A 12246-nucleotide genomic window follows, 5' to 3' on the forward strand; every position below is an offset into this window, starting at 1 on the left:
ACCGCGTGATCTATCTGTTGCGAAGGGTCGAAGTACCGAACGACGAGTCTTCGCCAAACGACTCCCTGTGGTTATGGGTCCCCGCCTTCGCGGGGACGACAGCGGAGTCTATCGCTGCGAGCGCGCGCATCACCGGCTTGTCTTCGCGCCCGCGATAGCGCAGCATCAAACAATCAAGAAACGGCAGGGACAACGCATGGCGCGCGCGAAGAACGTTCTCTGGATCATGTGCGACCAGCTTCGCTACGATTATCTCGGCTGCACCGGCCATCCCACGCTGAAGACACCGAACATCGACGCCATGGCCAAGCGCGGCGTGCTGTTCAGCAAGGCGTATGTGCAATCGCCGATCTGCGGCCCGTCGCGGATGTCGTTCTACACCGGCCGCTACATGCGCTCGCACGGCTCGCACTGGAACGGCTGGCCGCTTCGCGTCGGCGAGCCCACGCTGGGCGATCACCTCAACAAGATCGGCGTGCGCAACGTGCTGGTCGGCAAGACCCACATGGCGCCTGATATCGAAGGCATGAAGGCGCTCGGCATCCCGCCGGAATCGATGATCGGCGTGCATGTCGCCGAATGCGGCTTCGAGCCTTACGAGCGCGACGACGGCCTGCATCCGACCGGACGGCCACGCCCGAAATACGACGAATATCTGCGAAAGCAGGGTTTTGAAGCCACCAATCCCTGGGAGCACTGGGCCAATTCCGGCGCTGCCGAGGATGGCAGCTTGCAGAACGGCTGGCTGCTGGTGCACGCCGACAAGGCCGCGCGCGTGCCAGAAGAGCATTCCGAGACGCCCTACATGACGCGGCGCGCGATGGACTTCATCAGCGAGGCGGAAACGGACGGCCGCCCCTGGTGTTTGCATCTGTCCTACATCAAGCCGCACTGGCCCTATATCGCGCCGGAGCCCTATGCCAGCATGTATTCGACGGATGACATGATCCCGGTGATCCGCTCGGAGCGCGAGCGGCAGAATCCGCATCCGGTGTTCGGCGCCTACATGGACATGCGCTATTCCCGCAACATGGCGCGCGATGATGCACGCGAGAAGGTGATCCCGACTTATATGGGCCTGATCACCCAGATCGACGATCAGATGGGCGTGCTGATGAAGTTTTTAGGTGAGCGCGGCCTGCTCGACACCACCATGATCGTGTTCACCTCCGATCATGGCGACTATCTAGGCGATCACTGGATGGGCGAGAAGGACCTGTTCCACGAGCAATCGGCAAAGATCCCGCTGATCATCATCGATCCTTCGAAAGAAGCCGACGCGACGCGCGGCACACGCAGCGACGCGCTGGTCGAGGGAATCGATCTCGCGCCCACCTTCGTCGATTATTTCGGGGGCAAGGTGGCGGGCCATATCCTCGAAGGACGTTCGCTGCTGCCGCTGCTGCGCGGGCGCACGCCATCAGATTGGCGCAAGGTGGCGTTCTCCGAATACGACTATGCCATGCAGGACGTACGGCTGAAGCTGAACCAGCCGATCGAGCGCTGCCGCCTGTTCATGGTGTTCGACGGACGCTGGAAATACATCCACGCCTCCGGCTTCCGCCCGATGCTGTACGACCTCGAAACCGATCCGGACGAATATCTGGATCGCGGCGACGATCCGGAATGCGCCGGCATCATCGCGCGGCTCCAGGCCGAGCTGTTCGACTGGGCGCTGCATCCTAACGATCATATCACCACACCACGCGAGAAGATCGCCGCCTATGCGGATAGTCAGCTCCAGGTGAAGGGTGGGATCTTGATCGGCATCTGGGACGAGAAAGAGCTCGCGGCGATCAAGGACGGCATCGCCCAGCGCGCGAAGATGTGAAGCAGCCTCTCCCCGCTTGCGGGGAGAGGCCGGAATTTACGAGAGCAAATTCCGGATGAGGGGGACTCTCCGCGAGTTCAATTGCCAGCGCTTTCGCGGAGACAGCCCCTCACCCCAACCCTCTCCCCGTAAGAACGGGGAGAGGGAGAAGAGGCAGCCTTCAATTCGTGATCTTGTAGCCCGTCGCCTTCACGATCGGCTGCCACAGCGCGGTGTTCGCGGCGAGCTCCTTGGATAGCGCGTCCGCATTGCTGCCGATCGGAATCAGCCCGATCGCCGTCAACTTCTCCTTCACCTCCGGCTTGGCGAGCGCGGCGCTCGCCGCCGCCCCGAGCTTGCTCGCGAACTCCGGCGGGCTGCCGGCGGGAAGCCACATGCCGTACCAGGCGTCGGCAACGAGATCGATGCCGCTCTCCTTCAGCGTGGGCACGTCAGGCGCGAAGGGTGAACGTTCCGCGCTCGCGACCGCGATGATCTTCACGCCCTTGGCGCGGTGCTGCGGCAGCGCGTCCGCCAGCGTGGTGATCCCGAAGGAAATGTGGCCGCCGACGAGGTCGTTAAGGATCGGCGCGCTGCCGCGATAGGGCACGCGGGTCAGGGGAATACCGAGATCCTTCTCGAGCTTGGAGCCGGTGAAATGCGGAATGGTGCCGTTGCTCGGCACTCCGAACGAGGTCTTGTCCGGATGCGATTTCAGCCACGCTACGAACGCTTTGAAATCGGCAGCATCGATGCCCGGGCCGATCACCAGCGCAAACTCGAAGCGCGCCAGCAGCGACACCGGCATGAAATCCCTGGCCGTGTCGAAGCTCGGCGTCGCCTCCACCATTGGCAGCAGATACATGGTCGGCCCTGTCGTCACCAGCACCATGCTGCCGTCGGGGCTCGCGCCTTTCACCGCCTTGATGCCGATCAGGCCGTCGCCGCCGGTGCGGTTCTCGACCACGACGGTCCGCTGCAGCAGCGGAGCCATCTCCTGCGCGAGCAGCCGGCACAGCGTGTCGCCGCCGGCTCCGGCCGCAAACGGGAAGATGATCTTCGTCAGCCCGGCCTGCGCCCGCGCACCACCCGCCTGCGCGAACAGCGGCAGGCCGAGGCATCCGGCCATGAATTTGCGGCGATCCATTCGTTTCCTCTTTCGGCCCGTTTATCGTTGATCGCCATTAGAGCCAGACGGACGGCTGACACAAGGCCGACATGCGTCGTTTACCATCCCGGCTGACTTGCGCCGGTCACCGTCCTGCTGCAAAAGCAGGGCTCATCGGCGCCGCCTGTCGCTCCGCCGTCATTCGCATCCAGCGCCAGCACACAAGAGACATGGCCAGCCCCGAACTCAGCCAATTCCGCCGCATCGTCGTCAAGGTCGGCTCAGCGCTGCTGGTGGATTCCGACAGGGGCGAGGTGCGTGCGTCCTGGCTGGCTGCACTGGCCGACGACATGGCCAAGCTGCACAAGGAAGGGCGCGACGTGCTGGTCGTCTCCTCCGGCTCGATCGCACTCGGCCGCAGCCGGCTGAAATTGCCGCGCGGCCCGCTGAAGCTGGAAGAGAGCCAGGCCGCGGCCGCCGTCGGTCAGATCGCGCTGGCGCGAATCTGGTCGGAGGTGCTTGGCGCCCACGGTATCGGCGCCGGCCAGATCCTGGTGACGCTGCAGGACACCGAGGAGCGCCGCCGCTATCTCAACGCGCGCTCCACCATCGGCAAGCTGCTGGAATGGCGCGCGATCCCCGTGATCAACGAGAACGACACGGTGGCGACCACCGAGATCCGCTACGGCGACAACGATCGCCTCGCCGCGCGCGTCGCGACCATGGCGAGCGCCGACCTGCTGGTGCTGCTGTCCGACATCGACGGGCTCTACGATGCCCCGCCGAAGAACAATCCGAACGCAAAACTCATTCCCGTCGTCGACAGCATCTCCTCGGAGATCGAGGCGGTGGCGGGCGATGCCGAGTCCGAGCTGTCGCGCGGTGGCATGCGCACCAAGGTCGAGGCCGCCAAGATCGCGACGACCGGAGGCACGCATATGCTGATCGCCTCCGGCAAGATCGAGCATCCCTTGCAGGCGATCGCCGATGGCGGCCGCTGCACCTGGTTCCTGACGCCGGCCAATCCCATCACCTCGCGAAAGCGCTGGATCGCGGGCACGCTGGAGCCGAAGGGCACGCTGACCATCGATGCCGGCGCGGTGACCGCGCTACGGGCCGGGGCCAGCCTGCTGCCGGCCGGCGTGAACAAGGTCGAGGGCCAGTTTGCCCGCGGCGATGCCGTGATCGTGCGCGGCCCCGACGGCAGCGAGGTCGGCCGCGGCCTGATCGCCTATGACGCCGATGATGCCGAGCGGATCAAGGGCCGCTCCTCCCCAGATGTGATGACCATCCTCGGCATCAGCGGCCGCGCGGAGATGATCCACCGGGATGATCTGGTGGTGGGCGGGTAAGGGCCCCGCCCCGCTCGCCGCCGGGAGACCAGCCATACCCTCCCCGCCCTTCGCAAAAGCGGGATTTCCGTGCTAGGACACCGCCTTAGCAGAAGGTTTTGACCCCATGGCCGCCCCCCTCAAAGCCGTTGACGGCAATGCCGATCTTCAGGCGCTGATGTCCGATCTCGGAACCCGTGCCCGCGCTGCCGCGCGCGTGCTGGCGCTGGCGCCGCCGGAGCAGAAGAACCGCGCGCTGGAAGCCATGGAGCGGGCAATCCGCGCCAACTCGGCCGCGATCCTCGCCGCCAATGCGGAGGACGTCGCGGAGGCCCGTGCCGCCGGCAATGCCACCTCCTCCTTCATCGATCGCCTGACGCTGACGCCGGCGCGCATCGAGGGCATGGCCGAAGGCATCGGCATTGTGCGCGGCATCGCCGATCCCATCGGCGTCGTCACCGAGCGCTGGCAGCGGCCGAACGGCATGTCCATCGAGCGCGTGCGCGTGCCGCTCGGCGTCGTCGGCGTGATTTTTGAGAGCCGGCCCAATGTCGCGGCCGATGCCGGCGTGCTGTGCCTGAAGTCGGGCAATGCCGTGATCCTGCGCGGCGGCTCCGACAGTTTCCGCTCGTGCCGCGCCATCCATGAGTGCCTGGTGCAGGGCCTGCGCGAAGCCGGCCTGCCGGAAGCTGCGATCACGCTGGTGCCGACGCGCGACCGCGCAGCGGTGGGCATGATGCTGTCGGGCCTCAACGGCGCCATCGACGTGATCGTGCCGCGCGGGGGCAAGAGCCTCGTCGCGCGGGTCGAGCAGGAGGCGCGCGTGCCTGTCTTCGCGCATCTCGAAGGCGTCAACCACGTCTATATCGATGGCAGCGCCGACCTCGCCATGGCGAAGTCGATCGTGCTCAATGCCAAGATGCGACGCACCGGCGTCTGCGGCGCGGCCGAGACGCTGCTGGTCGATCGTGCCGCCGCTGGCAAGAACCTGAAGCCGCTGGTGGAGATGCTGCTCGATGCCGGCTGCGAGGTGCGCGGTGACGAGGCCGTGCAGAAGGCCGATCCGCGCGTCAAGCCGGCGAGCGAGGAGGATTGGGACACCGAATATCTCGACGCGATCATCGCGGCGAAGGTGGTGGACGGCGTCGACGGCGCGATCGCGCACATCCAGGACCACGGCTCGCATCACACCGATGCCATCGTGAGCGCGGATGAGGCTGCGGCGAGCAAGTTCCTGAGCGAGGTCGATTCCGCGATCGTGCTCCACAACGCCTCGACGCAGTTTGCCGATGGCGGCGAGTTCGGGTTCGGCGCCGAGATCGGGATTGCCACCGGCCGCTTCCACGCCCGCGGCCCGGTCGGCGCCGAGCAATTGACGAGCTTCAAATATCGCGTCCGCGGCACCGGACAGACTCGGCCGTAGACGTCGCGGGGCGCGGGCATTGAGCAACAATCTCGTCGTGCCGCGCTTCGTGGCGCAAGCGGTTCCGCCCTCGACGCCGGGCATGCGCATCGGCCTGCTCGGCGGCTCGTTCAACCCGCCGCATCAGGCGCACCGCGCGATCAGCCGCTTCGCGCTGAAGCGATTGCAGCTCGATCGCGTCTGGTGGCTGGTTACGCCGGGCAATCCGCTCAAGGAGAACGGCACGCTGCACGAGCTCGGCGAGCGCATGCAGGCCGCGCGCGAGGTCGCCGATGATCCGCGCATCGAGGTGAGCTGTCTCGAATCCGTCATTCGCACCCGCTATACTATCGACACGATCAACACCTTGCGCCGCCGCTTTCCTGGCTTGCGCTTCGTCTGGATCATGGGCGCCGACAATCTCGCTCAATTCCATCGTTGGCAGGACTGGCGGCGCATCGCCGCCCAGGTGCCGATGGCCGTGATCGATCGCCCCCCGCAGAGTTTTCGCGCGCTCGGCTCGCCCGCGGCCCAGGCGTTATCGCGCTACCGTCTGCCCGAGAACAAGGCTGTCCAGCTTGCAGATCGGCCGGCACCGGCCTGGGTGTTCCTGACCGGATTGAAGCTGAATCTGTCCTCGACCGGCCTACGGAACCCGGACGGGAGCTGGAAAGGTACGAAGTGAGACGAAGTGTGCCGACCTGGTGGGGATTTCGGTCTCTCTGGCATATTGAAACCCTTAACCCCACATGATGTAGTGTAACCAGTGGGCGCCCGGATTCGGCGTTCGCGATACAGTGAAAGGAATGGTCCCTGACCGCATCTGTATTGTCCAAGTCTGTTTTACCCAAGGTTGCCAAGCCTACGCGTAAAACATCGACCAAAGCTGCGGCCTTGAAGGCGCAACCCGACGCCGACAAGACGCTGACCCTGATCCTCTCCCGCCTCGAGGACATGAAGGCGGAAGAGACGGTCACCATCGACCTTCGCGGCAAATCGGCGTACTCCGACTACATGATCGTCACCACCGGCCGGGTGAACCGGCACGTCGGCGCGATCGCGGAAAACGTCACCAAGAGCCTCAAGGAAAACGGCATCAAGAACATCCATGTCGAGGGCTTGCCCAATTGCGACTGGGTGCTGATCGATTCCGGCGACGTGATCGTGCACGTGTTCAGACCCGAGGTCCGCGAGTTCTACAACCTCGAGCGGTTGTACACGCAGGGCCCAGGGGCGGCGAAGGCGATCTAGGCTCGAAGGCCGATTTCGAATCGGCTGACGCGCATGCTAGCGTCGTGCGCGCGCTTGTTGCGCGCGGTCTCGTCAACGCGACTCAAGAATCATGCGTGTTGCTGTCATTGCGGTGGGCCGGCTGAAGCAGGGCCCCGAACGGGAGCTTGCAGACCGCTATTTCGAGCGGTTCGAGGAGGCCGGCCGCAAGCTTGGATTCCGCGAGCTCGGCATCCACGAAATTCCCGAAAGCCGCGCACGCGATGCGGCGACGCGGATGGCCGAAGAGGCCGCGGCAATCTCGGCGCATATTCCTGACAAGGCGATCCTGGTGGCGCTGGACGAGCGCGGCCAGAATCTCGAGTCCACCGTATTCGCACGGCATCTGGCGCGCTGGCGCGACGAGGGCGCCGGACATACTATCTTCGTGATCGGAGGGGCGGACGGACTTTCGCCCGAATTGCGCCGTAAGGCTAAGCTCGCGATCGCGTTCGGCTCTGCGACTTGGCCGCACCAAATGGTCCGCGTCATGCTTCTGGAACAGCTGTATCGGGCCGCCACCATCCTGGCCGGCCATCCCTATCACCGCGCGTGATGCGCGCCACAACGAGCACCTTTGCCGACACGATGCGAGCGCCGCTCCTCAACCTGCTGCTGATCACCGGCCTTGCCGGCGCAAGCCTCTTCGCCGAAGAAAGCCTCGCGCAAGCCCAGACGCAAGGTCAGACAGTTGCGCCGTCGCCGCAGACTGCCGCCGTCTCGCCCGATGCGATCAAGCAGCGCGAGCAGGAGCTGGAGGCCGCGCGCGCGAGGCAACGAAGCGCGGAAGAAGCGCAGGCCAAGCTGAAGGCCGAGATCACCGCGCTCGGCCAGGACCGCACCCAGCTCAATCAGCAGCTGATCGACACCGCCGCCAATGTGCGCGCCGTGGAAACCAAGATCGACGAGGCCGAGGCGCGGCTGCGAACGCTGAACGGCCGCGAGCAGCAGATGCGCGCTTCGCTGGATTCGCGCCGTGCCGACATCGTCGAGGTGCTGGCGGCCTTGCAGCGCGCCGGCCGGCGCACGCCGCCGGCGCTGCTGGTGCGGCCAGAAGATGCGCTGCAATCCTTGCGCACCGCGATGCTGCTTGGCGCCGTCGTGCCGGAATTGCGCGGCCGCGCCGAGAAGATCGCAAGCGAGCTCGGCGAGCTCGTGGCCTTGCGCAAGACCATAGCCACCGAGCGCGATCAGCTCGCCTCCGACCGCGACAAGGTCAGGAGCGACCAGACCCGGCTCACCGCCCTGATCGAGGAACGGCAGCGTCAGCAGTCCGCGCGGGAAAAAGACCTCGACGCCGAAAGCGCGCGCGCGATCGCGCTGTCAAGGCAGGTCGGCGATCTCCAGGGGCTGATCGCCAAGATGGAGCAGGATCTGCAAACCGCCGCCAGGGCGGCCGAGAAGGCTGCCGAGGCCGCAAGGCAGGCCGAGGCCAAGGAGGCCAAACTGGCGGCGGCAAACGCGGCCGCCAGCGCCAAACAGGGCCCGGGCGCGTTCAAGGACAAGTCCCGCACCACCCCGGCGATCGCCTTCGCTTCGGCCAAGGGCCTCCTGCCGTTTCCGGTTAACGGTAACAAGATCAGGGACTTTGGCGGTTCCGACGGGGTCGGCGGCGTCCAGAAGGGCATTTCGCTGGCGACCAAGCCCGGCGCCCAGGTCACGACGCCGTGTGATGGCTGGGTTGTGTATGCCGGCCCATTCCGCAGCTATGGACAACTCTTGATCCTAAACGCCGGGGGCGGGTATCATGTCCTGATCGCCGGGATGGAGCGCATTTCGGTCAACATCGGCCAGTTTGTGCTCACGGGGGAGCCGGTCGCGACCATGGGGTCGACCTCTCAGGTCGCTTCCATTCTCGCCACCAATGCGAGTCAACCTGTGCTGTATGTCGAGTTCCGTAAAGACGGCACTCCAATCGATCCAGGCCCATGGTGGGCCGCAAATGAAGGCGAGAAGGTTCGCGGATGATGCGCAAGACTTCAGTAATCCTCCTCAGCGCCGCCACCGGTGCAGCGCTGACGCTGTTCGTGACCCAGCCGCGCGCGGTGTTCATGGGCTCCAGCGCGCGAGCCGCCACCGCGGACACCTATCGCCAGCTCAACCTGTTCGGCGATGTGTTCGAGCGCGTGCGCTCCGACTATGTCGAGAAGCCCGATGACACCAAGCTGATCGAATCCGCCATCAGCGGCATGCTTACCGGCCTCGATCCGCACTCGAGCTACATGGACGCGAAGAGCTTCCGCGACATGCAGGTGCAGACCCGCGGCGAGTTCGGCGGCCTCGGCATCGAGGTCACGATGGAGGACGGCCTGATCAAGGTGGTCTCGCCGATCGACGACACGCCCGCCTCGCGCGCCGGCGTCATGGCCAACGACATCATCACCAATCTCGACGACGAGGCGGTGCAGGGCCTGACCCTGAACCAGGCGGTCGAGAAGATGCGCGGTCCAGTCAACACCAAGATCAAGCTCAAGATCATCCGCAAGGGCCAGGACAATCCGCTCGACGTCACGTTGGTGCGCGACAACATCCGCGTCCGCTCGGTGCGCGCGCGCGTCGAGCAGGATGACATCGGCTATATCCGCATCACCACCTTCAACGAGCAGACCACCGAAGGCCTGAAGCGCGAGATCGGCAACCTCACGAACCAGATCGGCGGCGACAAGCTCAAGGGCTTCATCATCGACCTCCGCAACAATCCGGGCGGCCTGCTCGAGGAAGCGGTCACCGTCTCCGACTCGTTCCTCGAGAAGGGCGAGATCGTCTCGACCCGCGGCCGCAATGCCGAGGAGACCCAGCGCCGCGCCGCGCATACGGGCGACCTGACCAAGGGCAGGCCGGTCATCGTGCTGGTCAATGGCGGCTCGGCCTCGGCGTCGGAAATCGTCGCCGGCGCGCTGCAGGACCACAAGCGCGCGACCATCGTCGGCACGCGCTCGTTCGGCAAGGGCTCGGTGCAGACCATCATTCCGCTCGGCAGCGGCAACGGCGCGCTGCGGCTGACCACCGCGCGCTATTACACGCCGTCGGGCAAGTCGATCCAGGCCAAGGGCATCGTGCCCGATATCGAAGTGCTCCAGGACGTGCCGGACGAGCTGAAGTCGCGCACCGACACCAAGGGCGAGGCTTCGCTGCGCGGCCACCTCAAGAACGACGGCGACGAGAAGACGGGCTCGCAGTCCTACGTCCCGCCGGACGCCAAGGACGACAAGGCGCTCAAGCTCGCCGGCGACCTGCTCCACGGCATCAAGAACAGCGCCTCCGCGGCGCCGACGCCCGGCAACGACAACAAGGCGGCGACCGACAAGGCCAAAGCGGCGAACTAGGTCGGCGTATCACGCGATCCAGCGAAAGGGCGGCTTCCCGAAGCCGCCCTTTTTGCTTGGGAACTGCTGCTGCCTCCGGCCTATCCCGGCCTGCCGCCGCTTGACCTCGGCGTGGTATCGTCGGCTGGAGTGATTCGGGATCGCGCATGACTGAAACGGCCGATGATCTGAGCGCCCCGCTCGGACAGGATAAGCCGCGCCGCAAACGGCGGCTGCGGCTGCCGTTCACGTCTATGCAGCTGCTGGCTGTTCTGCTCGGCCTGTTCCTGGTTACCTTTGCCGGCTTCGCCATCTTCAACAAGGACCCGCTCGGCGGTGAGCCGATGAGCCGGATCGCGATCAACCAGCTCAGGCCGGCCGAGAAGGCCACGGACGACAAGTCTGCCATCGGCCAAGGCCAGGAAACCAAGCACGAGACCAAGGAAGCGCCGAAGCAGGCCGCGCCCGGCGAGCAGAAGACCATCACCATGATCGATGGCTCCACCGGCGCCCGCCGCGACGTGGTGATCGGCGGGGGCGATGCCGCCGACAAGGGCGAGGCTGCATCCGCCCCGCCGCCCGTCATGACCGGGATCAATCCGAAGCTGCTGGAGAAATCGCGCTACGGCATGATCCCGGTGGTCGCCGACGGGCTGAGGCCGTTCAACGTCTATGCGGCGGACGCCGACCGCGCCAAGGCCGCCAAGATGCCGGTGGTCGCGATCGTGATCGGCGGCCTCGGCGTCGGCGCCGCCAAGACCCTGGACGCCATCATGAAGCTGCCGCCGGCGGTGACGCTGGCCTTCACGCCCTACGGCTCCGACCCCGGCAAGCTCGCCGAGCGGGCGCGGGCGCAGCGCCACGAGATCTTCCTCCAGATCCCGATGGAGCCCTACGACTTCCCCGACAACGATCCGGGGCCGCAGACGCTGCTGACCTCGCTCAGCCCCGACCAGAACATGGACCGCCTGTACTGGCACCTCAGCCGGATGCAGGGCTATGCCGGCCTCACCAATTTCATGGGCGCCCGCTTCATCGCGACGGAGCCGGCGATGCAGCCGATCATCCGCGAGGCGGCCAAGCGCGGGCTCGGCTTCTTCGACGACGGCTCCTCGCCCCGCAGCATCGCGCCTCAGGCCGCGGCCAACCAGGCCGTGCCGTTCGGCAAGGGCGATATCGCCATCGACGCGGTGCCGACAGCGACCGAGATCGACCGCGCCCTCAACAAGCTGGAATCGGCGGCGCGCGAGCGCGGCATCGCCGTCGGCACGGCCTCCGCCCTGCCCGTCTCGATCGAGCGCATCAGCGCCTGGACCAAGACACTGGGCGACCGAGGTATCCTTTTGGTGCCATTGACAACCGCGATGCTGAAATCAAAATCCAGCTAAATCAACGAATTGGTTCGGCGCGGGTCTCGCGGGGCCGGCATGCCTTCCCAAGAAGCAGGCAAGAGGTCTGGCGGAATGGCGCGTTACGAGGATCTGCCCTACCGGACCTGTGTCGGTGTGATGCTAATCAATCCAAAGGGACTGGTGTTCATCGGCCGCCGCGCCGGCGGCATCGAGCATGTCGACGACACCCATGTCTGGCAGATGCCGCAGGGCGGGGTCGATCCCGGCGAGGACACCTGGGAAGCGGCCAAGCGCGAGCTCTACGAGGAGACCAGCGTCCGCTCGGTCGAGCGGCTCGGCGAGGTCCCGGACTGGCTCACCTATGACATTCCGCGCACCGTTGCCGGGCGCGCCTGGAAGGGCCGCTACCGCGGCCAGCGCCAGAAATGGTACGCGGTGCGCTTCACCGGCAAGGACAGCGAGATCAACGTCGAGCATCCCGGCGGCGGCGGCCACAAGGCGGAATTCGTGAGCTGGCGCTGGGAGTCGATGAAGAATCTCCCTGAGTTGATCATCCCGTTCAAGCGCCCAGTCTATGAGCGCGTGGTGCAGGAATTTTCTGCGCTGGCGGAGGGGTGATCAGATCACCTGTCGCGGCTCGCTCGGTCGTCATCCCCGCGAAGGCGGGGA

The 12246-nt window shown here is 65.8% G+C and carries 11 protein-coding genes; 10 read left to right on the plus strand and 1 reads right to left on the minus strand.

Annotated elements, in window-relative coordinates:
• The first annotated feature begins 196 nt into the window (after nucleotides 1-196).
• Complete coding sequence (locus tag I6F24_RS34525) at nucleotides 197-1831, plus strand: alkaline phosphatase family protein (protein ID WP_225152548.1); 1635 nt, start codon at nucleotides 197-199, stop codon at nucleotides 1829-1831.
• 160 nt (nucleotides 1832-1991) lie between these two features.
• Here the strand turns inward: I6F24_RS34525 and I6F24_RS34530 are convergent, their stop codons facing one another.
• Nucleotides 1992-2957 (minus strand): Bug family tripartite tricarboxylate transporter substrate binding protein, encoded by a 966-nt coding sequence (locus I6F24_RS34530; RefSeq protein WP_036024653.1) that lies wholly within the window; start codon nucleotides 2955-2957, stop codon nucleotides 1992-1994.
• Between the two features lie 191 nt (nucleotides 2958-3148).
• Here I6F24_RS34530 and proB point away from each other — a divergent pair, with 191 nt between their 5' ends.
• The 9 genes from proB to I6F24_RS34575 all read left to right on the plus strand — a co-directional run bounded on the left by proB (nucleotide 3149) and on the right by I6F24_RS34575 (nucleotide 12195).
• Nucleotides 3149-4270, plus strand: coding sequence for a glutamate 5-kinase (proB, locus tag I6F24_RS34535; protein ID WP_036008728.1), 1122 nt, complete (start codon nucleotides 3149-3151; stop codon nucleotides 4268-4270).
• Between the two features lie 106 nt (nucleotides 4271-4376).
• Nucleotides 4377-5672: a glutamate-5-semialdehyde dehydrogenase gene (locus I6F24_RS34540; RefSeq protein WP_036024651.1), complete on the plus strand. Its 1296-nt coding sequence runs from the start codon at nucleotides 4377-4379 to the stop codon at nucleotides 5670-5672.
• A 19-nt stretch (nucleotides 5673-5691) separates the two neighbouring features.
• Nucleotides 5692-6336, plus strand: a complete 645-nt coding sequence (locus I6F24_RS34545; RefSeq protein WP_036024650.1) for a nicotinate-nucleotide adenylyltransferase — start codon at nucleotides 5692-5694, stop codon at nucleotides 6334-6336.
• Between the two features lie 209 nt (nucleotides 6337-6545).
• Complete coding sequence (gene rsfS, locus I6F24_RS34550) at nucleotides 6546-6902, plus strand: ribosome silencing factor (RefSeq protein WP_036024649.1); 357 nt, start codon at nucleotides 6546-6548, stop codon at nucleotides 6900-6902.
• Nucleotides 6903-6993: 91 nt separating this feature from the next.
• Nucleotides 6994-7476, plus strand: coding sequence for a 23S rRNA (pseudouridine(1915)-N(3))-methyltransferase RlmH (gene rlmH / locus I6F24_RS34555; protein WP_036008734.1), 483 nt, complete (start codon nucleotides 6994-6996; stop codon nucleotides 7474-7476).
• 32 nt (nucleotides 7477-7508) lie between these two features.
• A complete protein-coding gene (locus I6F24_RS34560) occupies nucleotides 7509-8888 on the plus strand; it encodes a peptidoglycan DD-metalloendopeptidase family protein (protein WP_225152573.1) in 1380 nt (459 codons plus the stop codon).
• On the plus strand, nucleotides 8885-10246 hold the full coding sequence (locus I6F24_RS34565; protein ID WP_036008736.1) for a S41 family peptidase: 1362 nt from the start codon (nucleotides 8885-8887) through the stop codon (nucleotides 10244-10246). The genes I6F24_RS34560 and I6F24_RS34565 overlap by 4 nt, the downstream gene beginning before the upstream one ends.
• A gap of 146 nt (nucleotides 10247-10392) precedes the next feature.
• Entirely contained in the window at nucleotides 10393-11613 is a 1221-nt protein-coding gene (locus I6F24_RS34570) for a divergent polysaccharide deacetylase family protein (RefSeq protein WP_074447571.1), read from the plus strand.
• 75 nt (nucleotides 11614-11688) lie between these two features.
• Nucleotides 11689-12195 (plus strand): RNA pyrophosphohydrolase, encoded by a 507-nt coding sequence (locus tag I6F24_RS34575; RefSeq protein ID WP_036024645.1) that lies wholly within the window; start codon nucleotides 11689-11691, stop codon nucleotides 12193-12195.
• Nucleotides 12196-12246 lie beyond the last annotated feature (51 nt).

The sequence above is a fragment of the Bradyrhizobium sp. BRP23 genome, assembly GCF_020194135.1.
Lineage (GTDB): Bacteria > Pseudomonadota > Alphaproteobacteria > Rhizobiales > Xanthobacteraceae > Bradyrhizobium > Bradyrhizobium yuanmingense.

Excerpts from the sequence above, each read along its gene's own strand:
- I6F24_RS34525 (WP_225152548.1), top strand. The coding sequence starts at position 197 with ATGGCGCGCGCGAAGAACGTTCTCTGGATCATGTGCGACCAGCTTCGC.
- I6F24_RS34530 (WP_036024653.1), bottom strand. The coding sequence starts at position 2,957 with ATGGATCGCCGCAAATTCATGGCCGGATGCCTCGGCCTGCCGCTGTTC.
- proB (WP_036008728.1), top strand. The coding sequence starts at position 3,149 with ATGGCCAGCCCCGAACTCAGCCAATTCCGCCGCATCGTCGTCAAGGTC.
- I6F24_RS34540 (WP_036024651.1), top strand. The coding sequence starts at position 4,377 with ATGGCCGCCCCCCTCAAAGCCGTTGACGGCAATGCCGATCTTCAGGCG.
- rlmH (WP_036008734.1), top strand. The coding sequence starts at position 6,994 with ATGCGTGTTGCTGTCATTGCGGTGGGCCGGCTGAAGCAGGGCCCCGAA.
- I6F24_RS34560 (WP_225152573.1), top strand. The coding sequence starts at position 7,509 with ATGCGAGCGCCGCTCCTCAACCTGCTGCTGATCACCGGCCTTGCCGGC.
- I6F24_RS34565 (WP_036008736.1), top strand. The coding sequence starts at position 8,885 with ATGATGCGCAAGACTTCAGTAATCCTCCTCAGCGCCGCCACCGGTGCA.
- I6F24_RS34570 (WP_074447571.1), top strand. The coding sequence starts at position 10,393 with ATGACTGAAACGGCCGATGATCTGAGCGCCCCGCTCGGACAGGATAAG.
- I6F24_RS34575 (WP_036024645.1), top strand. The coding sequence starts at position 11,689 with ATGGCGCGTTACGAGGATCTGCCCTACCGGACCTGTGTCGGTGTGATG.